The sequence below is a fragment of the Pseudonocardia nantongensis genome (assembly GCF_046546495.1).
In the GTDB taxonomy this organism is placed as follows: Bacteria; Actinomycetota; Actinomycetes; order Mycobacteriales; family Pseudonocardiaceae; genus Pseudonocardia; species Pseudonocardia nantongensis.
Window position 1 is genome coordinate 1 of record NZ_JBKGXT010000003.1, and the last position, 17,575, is coordinate 17,575.

Consider the following 17,575-nt stretch of genomic DNA (forward strand, 5'->3'; position numbering starts at 1 on the left):
GGGACCAGGCCCTCGTCCTTCAGCAACAGGTTCGGCAGGCCCAGCCGCCGACCGGCCCGGGCGAGCGGCAGCAGTGGTGTCATGCCCTCGCCCATCGTCACAACGTGCGCGGGATCCCGGACCGGCAACACCTCGTGGTAGCGCCAGAGGTCCGGCGGCCGGGCGGCGATCTGCTCGCGGGTCACGGTGTCCCGGGCACGCTCCAGGTCGTAGCGGGCGAGCAGCGGGGCGCCGGCGGGCGAGGTGCCCTGCACGACGTCCGCGTCGCGCGGGGTGGCTTCGCGGGAGCACTCGAGGTGGGACAGCGTGGAGAACGGCGTCGGGTACGAGTCGTGCACCCGCACAGGTGATCCCGACCCGTGGCGTCGTGCAAGTCAGGACACCGCCCGGGGGATGCGCATCCCGCTGCCGACGGTGTCGCCGCCCGCCGCGCGCCACGGCGGCTGACCTCGAACTTCATCAACTCCGATCACCCGGCTCCCGCTGGCGTGGTGAGTGCCCACTAGCGTGCGGCCCGATCCGCCGCGCTCCCCGGGAGGACCACAGTGCCGAACCGTTCCCGCCGTGCCGTGCGCCCGTCCGGGGTGGTGCTGCTGGTGGCGGCCGCCGCCCTGCTCGCCGGGTGCGCCCAGCCGGACCAGCTCGGCCACCAGGGCCCCGACGACGACGCCCCGGCCACCGCGCCCGCCGAGCCGGCCGCCCCCGGGGGTCCCTCGGGTCCGGAGGCCCCCACGGCCACCGCGTTGCCCGGCGTCCCGGGCGCGCCGGTCGCCCAGGCCGGGTCGGACGCACGCGGCACCGTCGACCGGCCCGTCGAGATCAGCACGCCCGGCCCGGCCGAGCTGCTGGTACGCACCGAGGTGCTGCAGCCCGGCCAGGGCACCGGCTGGGTCCGGCACCCCGGCAGCGTGGTCTCTGCCGTCCGGTCCGGGACGGTGACCGTGCAGCGCGCCGGCCGCTGCGAGCCGGAGGGCTTCGGCGCCGGGCAGGCGTTCTTCCTCGGTGACGGCGAGCCGAACGAGCTGCGCAACGACGGCGCCGAGCCGGTCGTGCTCACCCGTTCCGAGCTGCTGGCGCCCGGCAGCCCCGAGCGCGAGCCGGTCGAGCCCGCCTGCTGATCGGCTGCCGCGCCCGGCGCGCGGACCCTCGGTTCCGCCGGACGGCTGTGGGATCATCGGTCGGGCTACGGGGCAGGGGAGCGGAAACCGATGGCGACGAAGACGGTCATCGCGGCGGACAACCGCGAGTGGCAGGTGCAGCGACACGTCGAGTGGACGACACCGGCTGTCGGCGACGAGTTCGAGCACGACGTCGACGGCGGCCGCGGCGCCGTCGTGCTCATCCTGACCACGCTAGCGTTCTTCTGGGTCATGGTGGTGATCTGGAGGCCGGATGGCGTGGTCTTCCCCTGGTTCTACTGGCTCATCGTCATCGTCGGGGTGGGGTTCTTCCCGGGCCGCTGGCTGCTGCGCCGCCCGTTCACGATCGTCGCGAAGACCCAGGGCGGCTACGACCTGCCTGCCGAGCACTGGAGCGGGATGGTGCGCGGGCTGTCGTCGGCCCGCGAGGAGACCCGGGTGGTCGTACGGAGCCTGAAGAACCGGTCGACCCCCGGCCACGCGGACAGCCCGCTCCAGCCGATCAACTAGGAGTCGCGGTGCCGGAACTGCCCGAGGTCGAGGCGCTGGTCCACCACCTGCGCGAGCACGCCGTGTACCGCCCGGTGGCGCGGGTGGACCTGGCGTCGATGAGCGCGCTGAAGACGTTCGACCCGGCGGTGTCCGCGCTGACCGGACGGGTGCTGACCGGGGCGTCCCGGTTCGGGAAGTTCCTGTCCGTCGATCTCGCCGCGCGGAGCGCAGGCGGAGCGCGCATCGGCGGCGACCGCCCGGAGCCGCCCGCCCTGCACCTGGTCATCCACCTGTCCCGGGCCGGCTGGCTGCGCTGGCACGAGCAGGCCTCGGCCACCCCGCCGAAGCCCGGCCGGGGCCCGCTGCAGCTGCGGGTGCATCTCGACGCCGTCGGCGGGCCCGGGTTCGACCTCACCGAGGCCGGCACCCAGAAGCGCCTCGCCGTGTACCTCGTGACCGATCCGGCGCAGGTTCCGGGCGTCGCCCGGTTGGGCCCGGACGCCCTGGAGCTGTCCCGGGCCGGGCTGGACGAGCTGCTGGCCGGCGACACCCGCCGGCTCAAGACCGTGCTCACCGACCAGCGCACCGTGGCCGGGATCGGCAACGCCTACTCGGACGAGATCCTGCACACCGCGCGGCTGTCCCCGTACGCCACCGCCGCCCGGCTCGGCGAGGCGCAGCGCGACGCCCTTGCCGGCGCGGTGCACGCGGTGCTCACCGACGCCGTCGAGCGCTCGGTCGGGCAGGGCGCGGCGACGTTGAAGGGGGAGAAGCGGTCCGGCCTGCGGGTACACGCGCGCACCGGCCTGCCGTGCCCGGTCTGCGGCGACACCGTCCGCGAGGTCTCGTTCGCGGAAAGATCGTTCCAGTACTGTCCGACCTGCCAGACCGGTGGCAAACCGCTCGCCGACCGGCGGCTGTCCCGGTTGGTGAGGTAGGTGCAGGTGGTACTCGCGCAGCGTGCCGTGCGGGCACGGGCTGCGGCAGACGGCACGGTGACGATCGACCCGTCGCTGATCCTTCCGATCGTGGTCGGCGTCGTCTTGCTGACGGTCGCGGGGTTCGCGTTGTGGTGGCGGCGCAACCGCCGCGACAACATGGTCTCCCCGCTGGCCAAGGCCACGTTCTCGGCGCTGCACACGGTGGCGCTGGCCGCTCCGGTGCTGCGCGAGGGGCTGTCCGCCCGCTCGGCGTCGCAGGCGCTGCCCTACCTGCGCCAGCTGCTGGAGACCACGGCGATGGCGATGACCGACTCCCGGGGCACCGTCCTGGGCTGGGACGGCAGCGCCGACCAGCACCAGCAGGACGTCCAGACGCTCGCCGACACCGTCGTGAAGACGGGCCGGATGGAGCTGATGAGCCACACCTCGATCAAGTGCAACCAGCCCGGCTGCGAGGTGCGCGGGATCGTCGTGGTGCCGTTGGAGAGCGACGGGACCATCATCGGCACGCTGGCCGCGCTCACCCCGACCACCGCCGGGCCACCGGTGCTGCGGGCCACCGGCGAGGTCGCCCGGTACGTGTCGAGCCAGCTGGAGCTGGCCGAGCTGGACGACTCCCGGGCCCGGCTGAACCGGGCCGAGGTGCGGGCGCTGCGCGCGCAGATCTCGCCGCACTTCGTCTACAACGCGCTGACCACGATCGCGTCGTTCATCCGGACCGACCCGGCCCGGGCCCGCGAGCTGCTCATCGAGTTCGCCGACTTCACCCGGTACTCGTTCCGCGCCGCAGGCGAGTACACGACGCTCAGCGACGAGCTCAACAACATCGAGCGCTACGTGCGGCTGGAGAAGGCCCGGTTCGGCAACCGGCTCAACATCCAGCTGCAGATCGACCCGGAGGTGCAGAACGTCGTCCTGCCGTTCCTGGCGCTGCAGCCGCTGGTGGAGAACGCGGTGCGGCACGGGTTGTCCGGCAAGCCGAACGGCGGCACCGTCACCATCCGGGCGGAGAACGCCGGGTCCGAGTGCGTGATCGTGGTCGAGGACGACGGCGTCGGCATGGACCCGGCCCGGCTGGGCGAGGACCTCGACGACGCCCACCTGTCCGGCGCGCACGTCGGGCTCGGCAACGTCGACGACCGGATGCGGTCGGCGTTCGGCGACAACTTCGGCCTCGTCGTCGACACCGGAGTCGGCGTAGGTATGAAGATCACGCTTCGGGTACCGAAGTTCCGGGCCGGAATCCGGGCCTGAGCCGGCCGGGCACTGCTCCGCGCGGGTGACGACGGTTCCCACGCACTGTGCCGTTCCGGTTCCCCGCCGTCACACAGCGCTCCCGCGTACGGTGGTTGGGCATGGATGTCCTGCGTATTCCCTCCGCGGTGACCGCGCGACTGCCCGGCAGGCTCGGTGAGACCGTCGGAGCGGCGTCCTCCGTGGTCTCCGTGGTCCGGATGCAGGGCGTGATCAGCGCGCAGGCCGCGCCGGTGCCCCGCCAGGTCATCAACGCCGCGTCGGTGGACAAGACACTCGAGCGGGCCTTCGCGCCCGACCGGCTGGCCGCCGTCGCACTCGTGATCAACTCTCCGGGCGGCTCGCCGACCCAGTCCCAGCTGATCGGGGACCGGATCCGCGGCCTGGCCGACGAGACCGGCGTCCCGGTGCTGGCCTTCTGCGAGGACGTCGCCGCGTCCGGCGGCTACTGGCTGGCCTGCGCCGCGGACGAGATCTACGCCTGCACCACCTCGATCGTGGGCTCGATCGGCGTCGTCAGTTCCGGGTTCGGGCTGGACGGCCTGATCGAGAAGTGGGGGGTCAGCCGCCGGCTGCACACCGCGGGCGGGTCGAAGTCGCGACTGGATCCGTTCCTGCCGGAGAAGGCCGAGGACGTCGCCTGGCTGACCGGCCTGCAGGAGCAGTTGCACGAGCGGTTCACGGGCTGGGTCCGGGAGCGGCGGGGCGACCGGCTGGCGACCGGCACCGACCTGTTCGACGGCGAGGTGTGGCTCGGCGAGCGGGCGCGCGAGCTCGGGCTGGTCGACGGGATCGGCACCGCCCGAGAGGTACTGAACGAACGCTTCCCGGACGCCCAGCAGCACCCGGTCGAGCAGCGCCGGCCGCTGCTGGCCCGGCTCGGTGCGGGCGGTGCGGCCTCGGCCACCGGACCGGGGGACGTCGCGCGGGAGCTGTTCGGGGTCGTGGAGGCGAAGGCCGCATGGGCCCGCTTCGGCTTGTGAGCCGGTCCGTCGTGGACGACCCGGCGGCGGGTGCCCCGCGTGTCCGGACGGTCACCGATCCGGTTCGTGCCCTGGCACTCCGGGCGCTCGCGCGTCACCATGGTCGCGGCGCCGGGCGATCATCGATATCGATGGGCTTCCCGGTCCCGAGCCCGGAAGCAGGATGAGGAGATCGTGGACAGCAACGACACCACTCGCGGACTGGTCGTGCTCGCGGTGGACGACGAGCAGCCCGCGCTCGAGGAGATGGCATTCCTGCTGAGGGAGGACCCGCGGGTCGCGCGGGTCTACACGGCGGGGGAGGCCACCGAGGCCCTGCGCATCCTGCACGGCAGCCGGTCCGGTTCGGTCCCCGCCGGGCAACCGGCCGGCGCGGCGGGCGGGATGCCCGGCGCCGGTGCGGAGGTCGCCGAACAGGCCGACATCGATGTCGTGTTCCTCGACATCCGGATGCCCGGGCTGGACGGCATGGAGCTGGCCCGCGTCGTGAAGGGGATGGCGTCCCGGCCGGCGATCGTGTTCGTCACCGCGCACGACGACCGCGCCGTCGACGCCTACGAGGTCGGCGCCGTCGACTACCTGCTCAAGCCGCTGCGCACCGAGCGACTCTCCGCGGCGCTGGACCGGATCGTCGCGGCCCGCAGCCAGAGTGCCGTCGAACCGATCCGCGAGGACGGCGGCGGTGCCGGCGGCGGGGACGACGAGGTCATCCCGGTCGAGCTCGCCGGGACGACGAAGCTCGTCCCGCGTTCGGCCGTGCGCTTCGTCGAGGCCCAGGGCGACTACGCCCGGCTGCACACCACCGAGGGCAGCCACCTGGTCCGGATACCGCTGTCGGTGCTGGAGGACCGATGGCGGGACGCCGGTTTCGTGCGCATCCACCGCTCGTACCTGGTCGCGCTGCCCCTGGTCACCGAGCTGCGGCTGGCCGGGTCCGGGTACGTGGTGCGGATCGGGTCCGGCCCGGAGACCGCCGAGCTGCCGGTCAGTCGCCGGCACACCCGTGAGTTGAAGGATCGGCTGGTCCGGGCGACGAAGCAGGCGTGGAGCCAGAGGTGAACAGGCCCACCGGCGGCGTTCAGCCGTCGGTGCGGCCCGCGCCCGAGGAACGGCACGACCACCCCGGGCCCGCGGGCCCGGACGACACCGGGGCGCCGCACCAGCGCTCCGGTGCGGCCCCGTCGAACGGCGCGGTTCCGGACCGCGGGGCGTCGGCCGGCACGAGTTCGAACGGCACGGCTCCGAACGGCTCTGCTCGGGACGGTACCGCTCCGAACGGCACTGCTCCGAACGGCACCGCTCCGAACGGCACCGCCGGCGACGGGCCTGATCCCGGACCGCACGGGCGCCGGCCGTCGGACGGGACGCCCGCGGCGGTCCCACCGCGCCCGCGGAGCCCGTCCTCCGGTCCCACTCCCACCGGCTCCATGTCCACCGGCAACACTCCCACCGGCCACACTCCCACCGGCTCCGCTCCTACCGGGGCCGCGGACACCCCGGAACCGGAGCGCGGGACCGGACGCCGTGCCCGGCGGGGCGCGGACACCGACGGCGGCTCCACCTGGCTGCAGGACGAGATCCGGCGCCGGGTCGCCGACGGGGCCGGTGGCAGCGGCCGGCACGCCCGGGTCGATCCCGCCGCCGGGGGCGGCACGGCCGCCCCCGATGCCCCGGCCCGGCCCGACGAGCAGGACGAGACCACTCCGGCCACTCCGGCCACTCCGGTCGCTCCCACCGGGCCCGCCGCGCCTGCCGGGTCCGCCACATCGGCCGCCCCGGTCGGGCCTGCCGGGTCCTCCGCCCCGCCGGCCGCTCCCGCCGGACCCGCTCCCGCCGGGCATGCTCCCGCCGGGCCCGCTCCCGTCGACGACCCGGACGACGATGCGCCGGCCCTCCCGGTCCGGCGCCCGCGCCCGGCCCGCCCGCGCCCGGACGTCGTCCCGGACCCGTACGCGCCCGAGGGACTGCGCCCCGGTGGCTCCGCCGCCCGGCCGACCGGCCCCGGCCCGTCGGACACCGGCAAGCAGTGGCCCCCGGCCCCCGGCTCGTCGGCCGGTCTGCCCCGCCGCACCCCCGGCGCGACGTCCTGGCCGGCCCCGTCCCCCGCGCCGTCCTCCGTGCCGTCTCCCTCGCCGTCGTCGTCCTGGGAGGTGGACCGGGCCGCCCTGCTCGGCGGTCCGGCCGCCGCCGCCCCCGCGACCCCGAGCGAACCGGCCGAGGCCGAGGCGCCCCCGGAGACCCGGCCCGTCCCGACCCGCTGGACCGCGACCGGCCGCCGCGCGCCCGCCGTCCCGGACACCGCGTTCCCGGCGCCCGCTGTTCCCGGCGACCCGCGCCGGAGCGACGACCCGGACGGCCCGGGCGACGGCCGCGATCACCACGGCCCAGATCACGACGACCTCGACGATGACGATCTCGATGAGGACGATCTCGACGAGGACGACCTCGACGATCTCGACCCACACGCGGAGCTGCGCGGTCCGGCGGCCGAGCGCACCGAGGTCCTCTGGCGGGCCCCGGATCTGGACGACCCCCCGGTCGCCCCGGCACCGGCCCCGGAACCCGGCGGCCCCGGGCCCGCCCCGTACACCGGTGCCCGGCCCCGCCGGTTCGCCGCCGCCCCGACCGACGCGCCCGTCGCCGCCGAGGGCGCCGAGCCGGAGGCCGCGGACGAGGCGGGGGGCGGCCGGGTCCGCATCGTGCTGTCCGAACGCCGGTCGACCGCGCACTCGTCGCGCGGGCTGTCGGACGTCCAGGACCCCGGACCGGTCGGGACGCTGCTGCGCAACTCCCTGGTCCGCAACCAGCTCGCGCTCGCCCTGCGGGTCTGCGTGGTCGCGCTGGTCGGGCTCGGCCTGCCGCCCGCGCTGTTCGTCGCGTTCCCGGTGCTCGGCGGGCTGTCGGTGCTCGGGATCAGGCTGCCGTGGCTGCTACTCGGCGGGCTGGTCTACCCGTTCCTGCTCGGCCTGGGCTGGTGGTACGTGACGTCCGCGGAGGCCGTCGAGCAGGAGTTCGCCGAGGACGTGACCGACCGGTGATCGTGCGATGAGCCTGACCGCGATCGTCTCGCTGGTCGCGATCGTGCTGGTCGCCGTGGTGTCCGCGGTGATCGGCTCGATCGGTCACCGGACCCGCCTGACCAGCGACTTCCTGGTCGCGTCCCGGTCGGTGGGATCCCGGATGAACGCGAGTGCGATCTCCGGCGAGTACCTGTCCGCCGCCTCGTTCCTGGGCATCGCCGGGCTGATCCTGATCCAGGGCGTCGACGCGCTCTGGTACGCCGTCGGCTACACCGCGGGCTACCTCGCGCTGCTGTTGTTCGTCGCCGCGCCGCTGCGCCGGTCCGGCGCCTACACCGTGCCGGACTTCGCCGACGCGCGGCTCGCCTCGCCCGCGCTGCGCCGGGTCTGCGCTGCCGTCGTCATCCTGATCTGCTGGCTCTACCTGTTGCCGCAGCTGCAGGGCGCCGGTCTCACCCTCGCCATCGTCACCGGCCTGCCGGACTGGATCGGGTCGGGCGCGGCCGGGCTGATCGTGGTGCTGACCGTGGCGCTGGGCGGGATGCGGTCGGTGACCTTCGTGCAGGCGTTCCAGTACTGGTTCAAGCTCACCGTGCTCGCCGTGCCGGTGATCATCGGTCTGGCCGTCTGGATGGGCGACACGCACACCTTCGCCCGCAGCGAACCGCCCGAGTTCCGCGAGCCGACCACCGTCTCGGTCGAGACGCCGGCGGTCCTTCAGGTGCGGCTGTCCGCCGACGTCGTCGCCCGCGGGACCGTCGACGGTCAGCCGGTGGACGGCCCGCTGCGCTGGGTCGCCGGCAGCACGCATGCCGTGGACTCCGGCACCGAGCTGGACTTCGCCGCCGGCGAGCCGGTCCCGGTGACCAGCGGGGCCCCCACCGACGACGAGAGCTGGCTGCGTCCGTTCTCCGGGTCGGAGCCGCACCAGGTGCTGGCCACCTACTCGCTGCTGCTGGCGACGTTCCTCGGCACGATGGGGCTGCCGCACGTGCTCGGCCGCTTCTACACCAACTCCGACGGCCGGGCCGCACGCCGCAGCGCCGTCATCGTGCTGGCGATGCTCGGCGGCTTCTACATCCTGGTGACGCTGCTGGGCGTGCTGTCCCGGGTCTACACCCCGCAACTGCTGGTCAGCGGGCGCAGTGACGCCGCGGTCCTGCTGCTGCCGACCGCGATCCTGGGCGACGGCCTGCTGGGCGCGCTGGTCGGCGGTCTGGTCGCGGCCGGGGCCTGGGCCGCGTTCCTGTCCACCGCGTCCGGGCTGCTGGTGAGCCTGGCCAGCGTGGTGTCCACCGACGTGCTCCCCAAGCGGGGCCGGATGGCGGGGAGGTTCCCGACGGCCACCGTGCTGGCCGGCATCCCGCCGACGGTGGTGGCGCTGATCCCGACCGGGCTCAACTTCGCCGAGGCCGTCGCGCTGGTCTTCGCGGTCGCCGCGTCCACCTTCTGCCCGCTGCTGGTCCTGGGTATCTGGTGGCGCGGGCTGACCGACGTCGGCGCGATCGTCGGCGTCCTGGTCGGCGGGGTGGTCTCGGCCGGTGCCGTGGCCGTCTACCTGACCGGTGTGCGTGCGGCGACGCTCGGGCCCGGCGGGGCCTCGGTGGACGTCCTGCTCTATCGTCCGGCGATCGTGAGCGTCCCCCTGGCGTTCCTGGTGATGGTCGTGGTCAGCAGGCTCACCCGGGCGCGCCGCCCCGCGGACGCGGGACAGGTGCTGCTGCGGCTCCACGCACCCGAACGGCTGGGCCTGATGCGGGATCGATTGGAGGATTCGGCCTGATCGGAGTAGCGCATTACTCACTCGGAGTGACTGAAGCAGCGCACCGGTTGGGCCGTATCGGGTGTCTTCCCGCCGGTCGGCCCACTGACGCGTCCCCCCTGCGGGACCCGGTCGTTGACACAGGGACGCTTTGTCCGGCGACCCGGCGTGGTCCCCGGACCGCGGCACGCCCGCCTCCCCATCCGCAGTACCGTCGAAAGGACCGGTGAACGGCGCCATGAGCAGCCCCGCCGAGCGCTCGACCGGGACCGTCTACCAGCAGGTGCAGGCCAGCCCGGAGTTTCGGGCGTTCCGTTCCCGGCTGCGTCGCTACGTGTTCCCGATGACGGCGATCTTCCTGGCCTGGTACCTCGCCTTCATCGGGCTGGCGAGCTACGCACCGGAGTTCATGTCGATCCGGGTATCCGGGACGATCACCGTCGGCCTGCTGATCGGACTCGGCCAGTTCGTGAGCACCTTCCTGATCACCACGCTGTACGTGCGCTTCGCCGACCGTGAGATCGACGGTCCTGCTGCCGAGCTGCGCGAGCGCGTCGAGGAGGCCCGGGCATGAGCATCACCGGACCCACGGCCACCGGACCCGCCCCAGGCACCGTGCTCGCGCAGGCCGAGTCGGTCGGCAGCGTGACCGCGAACCTCGGCTTTTTCCTGCTGTTCGTGCTGGTCACCCTCGTGGTCGTGCTCCGGGTGGGCCGGACCAACACCACCCGGTCCGACTACTACACCGGTGGGCACTCGTTCACCGGCCCGCAGAACGGCACCGCCATCGCCGGGGACTTCCTCTCCGCGGCATCGTTCCTGGGCATCGCCGGGGCCATCGCGCTCTACGGCTACGACGGGTTCCTCTACTCGATCGGCTTCCTGGTCGGCTGGCTGATGGCGCTGCTGCTGGTCGCCGAGCTGCTGCGGAACACCGGCCGGTTCACGATGGGCGACGTGCTGGCGTTCCGGATGCGCCAGCGCCCGGTCCGCGCGGCGGCGGCCACCTCCACCCTGGTGGTGTCGCTGTTCTACCTGATCGCGCAGATGGCCGGGGCCGGCGGACTGATCTCGCTGCTGCTGCAGATCCCGAAGGACGACTCGTTCTCGCAGGCGCTGGTGATCGTCGTCGTCGGCGGGCTGATGATCGTCTACGTGCTGTTCGGCGGCATGAAGGGCACCACCTGGGTGCAGATCATCAAGGCCGGGCTGCTGCTCACCGGTTCCGCCGTGCTCACCGCGTGGGTGCTCGGACGCTACGGGTTCGACCTCTCCACGGTGATGGAGCGGGCGACCGAGAACTCGCCGGACGGCGAGGCGATGCTGAGCCCGGGGCTGCAGTACACGAACAAGATCGACTTCATCTCGCTGGGCCTGGCCCTGGTGCTCGGCACCGCGGGCCTGCCGCACATCCTGATGCGCTTCTACACCGTGCCCTCGGCCAAGGAGGCCCGCCGCTCGGTGGTCTGGGCGATCTGGCTGATCGGCGTGTTCTACCTGTTCACGCTGGTGCTGGGGTACGGCGCGACCGCGCTGCTGCCGCCGGGGACGGTCACCAGGGAGAACCAGAACGACGCCGCCCCGTTGCTGGCCTACGAGCTCGGCGGCGAGGTGCTGCTCGGGCTGATCTCGGCCGTGGCGTTCGCGACGATCCTGGCCGTCGTGGCCGGTCTGACGATCACCGCGTCCGCCTCGTTCGCGCACGACGTCTACGCCAACGTGCTGCGGCGCGGGAAGGCCTCGCCGGAGTCCGAGGTGAAGGTGGCCCGGAGCACCGCCGTGGGCATCGGCCTGGTCGCGATCGGCGGCGGGATCGTCGCGAACGGCCAGAACGTCGCGTTCCTGGTCGCGCTGGCGTTCGCGGTGGCGGCCTCGGCGAACCTGCCGACGATTCTGTTCTCGCTGTTCTGGCGGCGGTTCAACACCACCGGCGCGCTGTACAGCATCTACGGCGGCGTGCTGATCTGCGTGGCGCTGATCGTGGTCTCGCCCGCGGTGTCCGGCTCGCCCGGCGCGATGATCCCGAGCGTCGACTTCGCGATCTTCCCGCTGTCCAACCCCGGGCTGGTGTCCATCCCGGCGTCGTTCGTGCTCGGGATCATCGGCACCGTGGTCGGCGGCCGGGAGAAGTTCAACGCCGCCCGGTACGCCGAGATGGAGGTCCGCTCGCTGACCGGCGCCGGTGCGGTGCGGCCCTCCGGGGAGGCAGCGCAGGCGGAGGCGCAGCGCGAGGTCACCGTCAGCTCGGTCGGGGCCATCGCCACCTACGGCGGTGTGGACGACGGTCGCCGGCGCCCGCAGGGCAGTGGGTCGCAGGGCAGCGGGTCGTACGGCAGCGGGTCGTACGGCGGCGGCTCGCACGGCAGCGGGCCGCAGGGCACCGGGGCGTACGGCGCAGGGCCGCAGGGCACCGGCGCCGGGGGCGCTGCCCCGGCCGGTGCTCCGGTCGCGCGACCGGCGACCAGCCGGGCGGCCGGTGACCTGTTCGGTGGGGCCACCGGCAGCGGCCGGTACCAGCCCGGTGGCGGCCCCGGCGGGCCGGACCCGTCCGGCAGCGGCGGCCACCGTCCCCGGCCCGGGGGCGCGCAGGGCACCGGCGGGTACCGCACCGCGCCGCAGGGAAGCGGTGCCTACCCGGCCGCGCCGCAGGGGACCGGGGCGTACCGCCCGGTGAACGGGACGGCGTCGCACGGCGAGGTCCCGCCGCCGGACGCCAACGAGATGACGGTTCCGCACGGTTCGCTGTATCGCGAAGACCGGGATCGCTGAAGACCGGGATCGCTGCCCCGGGAGCACCCGCGCTCCACGACGGCCGGGCCCGGGGCGAGACCGCCCCGGGCCGGGCCATCGGTCTCTCACCGGATGTTGACGGCCCGGCGTGGGAGGATGGCCGCATGTCCGATCCGGTACCCGCCGTCAGCGTGACCGACCTGCCCGCCGACACCCCGATGCTGGACGTCCGCGAGCTCGACGAGTGGACCGCCGGACACGCCCCGCAGGCCCGGCACCTGCCGATGTCCGAGCTCGCAGGCCGGCTCGCCGAGGTGCCCGGGGACGACCCGCTCTACGTGGTGTGCCGCTCCGGCGGCCGCTCCGGCCGGGTCGTCGCCTTCCTCGCCAACCAGGGCTACCCTGCGGTGAACGTGTCCGGTGGCATGCAGGACTGGGCCGCGTCCGGCCGGAACGTGATCACCGACGACGACAGCGCGCCCCGGATCGCCTGAGCGCGCGGTGTCCGTGCCGCCCGCGTCCACTCCCGGAGCGCTCCCGCCGTGCCCGCGCTGCGGGCGGCAGGCGCCGTCCGGCATCGGGCCGTTCTGTCCCTGGTGCGGGCGCTACCTGGCCGCGCTGGAGTGGGTGGCCTCGCCACCGGACCCCGGCACGGTCCCGGAATCCGTCCGTGCGCCGTCGGCGCCGCCGCGGGCCCGCCGCTACCCCGGCCCGCCCCGCTACCGGACGCCGCCGCGCTGGGGCCTGCCGGTCGGCCCGTGGAGGTACCCACCCGGCCCGCAGGACGGCCCGGTCCCGGTTCTGGAGCGGGTCCGCGGCCTGAGCGCGCAGCTGGTCCCGGTGCTGTGGGTGACGCTCGGGGCGTGCGCGTTGGCCGCCGTCGCCGAGGTGTGGCGGTACGGCCTGTTGCTCGCCAGCCGGGCCGACGCGCTGTCCGCGTCCGCGGTCGGCTGGTCGGACGCGCTGGTCTGGTTCGGCGGTTGGGCCTCGGTCGCGGCGACGCTGGCCTCCGGCGTGCTGCTGGTGCAGTGGAGCCTGTGGACGTCCCGCGCGGCCGCCGACCGGGCGGGGACCCGACCGGCCCGGTCGCGACGCACGGTGGTCCTCGGATGGCTGGTGCCCGGCTGGAACCTGGTCGCGCCGGGGTCGCTGCTGGCCGAGACCGAGCACGCCGCGCTCGAGCTCCCGGCCGGACGGACGCCGCGGCCGTCCCGGGAGCTGCTGGTCTGGTGGGCGTTGTGGGGCGTCTGCGTCGCGCTGGCGGCGGTGACCCTGCTCTGGCGGCTGCGCAGCGGAACCCAGGCGCTCGCCGACGGGGTGGTCCTGCACGCCTGGCTGGACGTGCTGGCCGCGGTGACCGCGTGGCGGACCGTGCGGGTGGTCCGGCGGATCAGCGGTCTGCTGGAACCGTCCCCGCAGGGTCGGCGGGAGCTGCTGGTGCGGCCGTCGCAGGCCACGGGACCGGCGCGGGCCGGGAGTCGGCCGGCAGCGGCTCCCGTGACGGACCCGCCGGGAGCATCGCCGACGGCGGGGCCGGACGGTCACCCGGTGGGCGCGGATCGGTCCGTGGAGCCGGCACCGGCGGCGGACCGGAGCGGCTGAGCACCGGGTCGGGGCCGGGCGCCGGACCGGACGGGCCCGACGGGCCGAGGACGGGGCCCGCGCCGGGAGCCGGATCGGCGCCCGGGTGCGCGGCGGCGACCGTGAACGGAGCCGTCTCCTCGACCGCGCCGGGGGTCGGCGCTGCCGGGTCCGGCGCCGTGGAGTCCGGCGCCGCCGGGTCCGGTGCGACGGTCTCCCCGGCTGCGCCCGGTGGCAGCGCCCAGCCGGGCGTGCCGGGCCGGACGGCAACCGATGGGCCCGCCGTCAGCGCGGCCGCGGACACGGCGCGCAGCCGCTTCCGGACCCGGGCCACGACGCGGTCCGGACCGCGCACGACGACCGACAGCGCGAGCCGCCCGCCGTGCGGGTCCGGGACCGTGTGCAGCACGTGCCGGTCCGGACCCGCCTCGAGGACGAGCCCGATCCGGCCGCCCGAGTTCGGAGCCAGCGCGAGCCCGATCCGGACCAGCTCGGCGTGGGCGGCCGCCCGGACCTCGTCCCGGTGCGCACCGTCCACCGGGGAGACGCCACCGGCGTCCGGACCGCAGACGTCGAGCACCATCCCGCTGTCGACGTCGACCAGCGCGGCGGACCGGATGCGGGTGTCGTCGAGCAACGATCCGAGGACGGCCGCGAGACCGTCCGTGCGGACCGAGACTGCGTGTCGATGACGTCCCACGCGGTCCGTGACCTCAGCGCTGCTGGGCGGGGAAGAACGCCTGTCCGGCCTGCTGCGGGGCTGCCTGCGGCGAGGCCATGGCGAACTGCTGCTCGATCACCCGCAGGTCGCGCCGGGCCATCGCCAGGTTCGCCTGGGCCCGGTTGAGCACCAGGTAGAAGAACAGCTGCTCCTCGGCGCCGCGGATGATCCGGATCAGGTGGTACTGGCTGTCCAGCGTGATCAGGATGTCCTCGATGGTCTCGCGCAGGCCGAGCTTCTGCATGACCTCGAGCTTGGTACGGACGACCTCGGAGTTGCCCGGCGCCGCGACGTCGAGGTCGAACTCGGGGCTGCCGCCGCGGGAGCCGAGCGTCATGCCGCTGTCGAAGTCGACGATCGCGACCGCGAACGCTCCCTTGATGTTGGCGGCCATGTCCAGCGAACGATCGATGTTGTTCATTACGTGTGCCTCCACACGGCACGGGACACGTGTCGTGTTCGACGTTTTCGGGGGAGTCCTGCGTTTCGTTCGGGGACCCGGAAGAAACGATCTTCGGTTCAGGCGGGGAACAGTAAGATTAGCCGAGAATGGTGCCGAGTCAACTCTCCGGTCCCCGCGACCCGTCCAGCCTGCGGAGTCCCTCGAGGATCCGCGCCATCGTGCTGACGTCGTCGGCCCACCGGCCGCCGGGTGGCGCGGCCGGCGTCACCCGGCCGGCACCGTCCGGCGGCTCGGCGGGACCCCGCGCGGCCGGTGCCGTGCTCGCCGGTGCCGTGCCCGACGGGGGCGTGCCGCCGCCGCGCCGGGGTAGCGGGACCTGCACCGGCGGGTCCTGCTCGGCGGCCGGGGGCGGCGCCTGCCGGGGGACCGTCACCCGTGCCGGGACGGCCGGCGGGGTGCGCGTCCGCGCGGTCGGGTCCACCGGGGCGGTCGCCGTCGTGGGCACTGGAGGGAGCTCCGGGGCGCGCTCCGGGGGGACTGGCCGGAGCGCGGCGGAGCCGGGCAGCGCCGTCACCGGCCGGGCGTCACCTCGGGTCGGCATGGCCGTGAGCGGTCGCGGTGGTGCCGTCCCGGGACGATCACCGGGTGTGCCGTCGCCGCTGCTCAGGGCGGGTTCCGGCGCTGTGGCGGTGCTCCCCGGCCAGCGGGCCAGCGCCCGGCGGGCCAGCGCGAGGTTGCCCCGCGAGCGGTCGAGGAGCAGGTAGACCAGCACGCGTCCGGACGCTCCGTGGGCGGCCCGGACGAGGTGGTACGCGCGCTCCGTGGTGATCATGGCGTCCTCGAAGCCGGCCCGGGCGTCCTCGGTGCGGGCCCAATCGAGCAGCGCCACGGCGGTGCCGTCCGGGGCGTCCGAGCCGACCGGGGTGCCCGAGCCCCCCGGGGCACCTGCACCGTCCGGTACACGAGGGCCGTTCGGAGTGCCGGATCCGGCCGGCTCGTCGGCGTGGGTGGCCGGGAAGCCGCGGGTGGCGACGACCGCGCCGGTCACCGGGTCCGCAACGCAGGCATACCGCGCGCCGGGTACCTCCAGCACGTTTCGGAGGGTCGCGGACCACGATTGCACCGGAGCGATTCCACCACGGGTGGCGCCGACGATCCACGGCGCCCCCGACAATTCCGTCCGGCCCCGTCGACGAGAATTGGGTGGTCGAATCCGAAATTGATGAACGGCTCTCGACAATGCGCCGAGTGGCCTAACTTCGAGGCATTCTTTCGCCAGAGCCGGTGAGCTGGAGTTCGGCCCAGCCCCGCATGACGAACCGGGGTCGGCGGGCCGGCGTGCCGTGCACCGCGGCGTCCGGCAGCCGGGCCGCCAGCGCCCCCAGCACCGCCGCGATCTCCACCCGGGCCAGCGGGGCGCCGAGGCAGTAGTGCACCCCCGCCCCGAAGCCGAGGTGCGGGTTGGGGGACCGGCCGAGGTCGAGCCGGTCGGCGTCCGGACCGAACGTGGCGGGGTCCCGGCCCGCCGCGCCGAGCAGCGCGCCGAACCGGGTGCCGGCCGGCACCGGGTACCCGGCGACCGTCGTGTCGATCAGTGCGGTGCGCTCGAACAGCTGCAGCGGCGCGTCGAACCGGATCAGCTCCTCGACGGCGGTGCCGAGCAGGCTCCCGTCGGCGAGCAGGCATCGCCACCGGTCCGGGTGTCGCAGCAGCGCGCGCACGCCGTTCCCGATCACGTTGACGGTCGCCTCGTGGCCGGCCATCAGCAGCAGTGCGGCCGTCCCGACCAGCTCGTCGGCCGAGATCTGGTCCCCGGCCTCGCGCACCGCCAGCAGGTCCCCGACGAGGTCGGAGCCGCCGGTGCCGGCCGGGCCGCTCGGGACGGTGCCGCGGGTGCGTCGGTCGACGAGCTCACGGAGCATCTCGACCAGCTCGCCGGACGCCCGTTCGGCGGCCCGGCGGCCGTCGTCGTTCCGCGACCCGGCCACGCCGGGCTCGTACATCCGGACGATCGCGTCCGACCAGGAGCGCAGCGGGGCGTGCAGCTCGTCCGGGACACCCAGCAGGTCGGCGATCACCTGGACCGGCAGCGGCTCGGCGACCAGGGCGATCAGGTCCGCGGGTTCGCCGTCCCGGATCCGTTGCACCAGCCCGTCCACCAGCCGCTCCGCGCGGGCCGTCACCAGCGGGGCCAGCCGCTCGGTGTGCCCGCGGGCGAACGCCGAGGCCACCAGTCGGCGTAGCCGGGTGTGCGGCTCGCCCTCACGTTCCAGCAGCGAGTTGCGGTGCAGCAGGTTGAACGCGGTGAACTCGTGCTCCGGCCGGACGTCGGACCAGATCCGGCCCAGGCCGCGGTCGCGCAGCACAGCCGAGCAGGCCGCGTGGGTGACCGCGACCGGCAGGCCGAGTCCCGGATGGTCGTGCACCGGCCCGGCGGCCCGCAACGCCGCGTACGTCGGGTAGGGGTCGGCCAGGAACGCCGGGTCGGCGGGATCGAACGGCGCGGGGTCGGACGGCGGTGCTGCCGGATCGGAGTTCTGCATCACCCG

General features: G+C 74.5%; 14 protein-coding genes and 2 pseudogenes. 12 read left to right on the forward strand and 4 right to left on the reverse strand.

Annotation, left to right across the window (positions count from 1 at the left end):
• Window positions 1–338, reverse strand: a pseudogene (locus ACLFMI_RS03775) (threonine synthase); the annotation flags it as partial.
• 207 nt (window positions 339–545) lie between these two features.
• Between ACLFMI_RS03775 and ACLFMI_RS03780 the strand changes: the two are divergent.
• The 12 genes and pseudogenes from ACLFMI_RS03780 (at window position 546) to ACLFMI_RS03835 (ending at window position 13,923) form a co-directional block, all read left to right on the forward strand.
• Window positions 546–1,118, forward strand: a complete 573-nt coding sequence (locus ACLFMI_RS03780) for a cupin domain-containing protein (RefSeq protein ID WP_410946309.1) — start codon at window positions 546–548, stop codon at window positions 1,116–1,118.
• A gap of 90 nt (window positions 1,119–1,208) precedes the next feature.
• Window positions 1,209–1,649, forward strand: a complete 441-nt coding sequence (locus ACLFMI_RS03785; RefSeq protein WP_410946310.1) for a hypothetical protein — start codon at window positions 1,209–1,211, stop codon at window positions 1,647–1,649.
• Between the two features lie 8 nt (window positions 1,650–1,657).
• Entirely contained in the window at window positions 1,658–2,569 is a 912-nt protein-coding gene (locus ACLFMI_RS03790) for a DNA-formamidopyrimidine glycosylase family protein (RefSeq protein WP_410946311.1), read from the forward strand.
• A complete protein-coding gene (locus ACLFMI_RS03795) occupies window positions 2,570–3,826 on the forward strand; it encodes a sensor histidine kinase (RefSeq protein ID WP_410946312.1) in 1,257 nt (418 codons plus the stop codon).
• Between the two features lie 101 nt (window positions 3,827–3,927).
• Window positions 3,928–4,809: a S49 family peptidase gene (locus ACLFMI_RS03800; RefSeq protein WP_410946313.1), complete on the forward strand. Its 882-nt coding sequence runs from the start codon at window positions 3,928–3,930 to the stop codon at window positions 4,807–4,809.
• A gap of 174 nt (window positions 4,810–4,983) precedes the next feature.
• Window positions 4,984–5,868: a LytR/AlgR family response regulator transcription factor gene (locus tag ACLFMI_RS03805; RefSeq protein ID WP_410946314.1), complete on the forward strand. Its 885-nt coding sequence runs from the start codon at window positions 4,984–4,986 to the stop codon at window positions 5,866–5,868.
• A 368-nt stretch (window positions 5,869–6,236) separates the two neighbouring features.
• Window positions 6,237–7,847 carry a hypothetical protein gene (locus tag ACLFMI_RS03810; RefSeq protein ID WP_410946315.1) on the forward strand — a complete coding sequence of 537 codons (1,611 nt, stop codon included), beginning with the start codon at window positions 6,237–6,239 and terminating at the stop codon, window positions 7,845–7,847.
• A gap of 7 nt (window positions 7,848–7,854) precedes the next feature.
• On the forward strand, window positions 7,855–9,612 hold the full coding sequence (locus ACLFMI_RS03815; RefSeq protein ID WP_410946316.1) for a sodium/solute symporter: 1,758 nt from the start codon (window positions 7,855–7,857) through the stop codon (window positions 9,610–9,612).
• A 217-nt stretch (window positions 9,613–9,829) separates the two neighbouring features.
• On the forward strand, window positions 9,830–10,165 hold the full coding sequence (locus tag ACLFMI_RS03820; protein WP_410946317.1) for a DUF485 domain-containing protein: 336 nt from the start codon (window positions 9,830–9,832) through the stop codon (window positions 10,163–10,165).
• A pseudogene (locus ACLFMI_RS03825) lies at window positions 10,162–11,778 on the forward strand (solute symporter family protein); the annotation flags it as partial. The gene ACLFMI_RS03820 and the pseudogene ACLFMI_RS03825, both read left to right, overlap by 4 nt.
• 707 nt (window positions 11,779–12,485) lie before the next feature.
• A complete protein-coding gene (locus tag ACLFMI_RS03830; protein ID WP_410946318.1) occupies window positions 12,486–12,815 on the forward strand; it encodes a rhodanese-like domain-containing protein in 330 nt (109 codons plus the stop codon).
• Between the two features lie 7 nt (window positions 12,816–12,822).
• Window positions 12,823–13,923, forward strand: coding sequence for a DUF4328 domain-containing protein (locus ACLFMI_RS03835; protein ID WP_410946319.1), 1,101 nt, complete (start codon window positions 12,823–12,825; stop codon window positions 13,921–13,923).
• Window positions 13,924–14,615: 692 nt separating this feature from the next.
• Here the strand turns inward: ACLFMI_RS03835 and ACLFMI_RS03840 are convergent.
• The 3 genes from ACLFMI_RS03840 to ACLFMI_RS03850 all read right to left on the reverse strand — a co-directional run bounded on the left by ACLFMI_RS03840 (window position 14,616) and on the right by ACLFMI_RS03850 (window position 17,569).
• Window positions 14,616–15,044 (reverse strand): hypothetical protein, encoded by a 429-nt coding sequence (locus ACLFMI_RS03840; RefSeq protein ID WP_410946320.1) that lies wholly within the window; start codon window positions 15,042–15,044, stop codon window positions 14,616–14,618.
• A 139-nt stretch (window positions 15,045–15,183) separates the two neighbouring features.
• On the reverse strand, window positions 15,184–16,119 hold the full coding sequence (locus ACLFMI_RS03845; RefSeq protein WP_410946321.1) for a hypothetical protein: 936 nt from the start codon (window positions 16,117–16,119) through the stop codon (window positions 15,184–15,186).
• A gap of 160 nt (window positions 16,120–16,279) precedes the next feature.
• Complete coding sequence (locus ACLFMI_RS03850; protein ID WP_410946322.1) at window positions 16,280–17,569, reverse strand: cytochrome P450; 1,290 nt, start codon at window positions 17,567–17,569, stop codon at window positions 16,280–16,282.
• Between the last annotated feature and the right edge of the window lie 6 nt (window positions 17,570–17,575).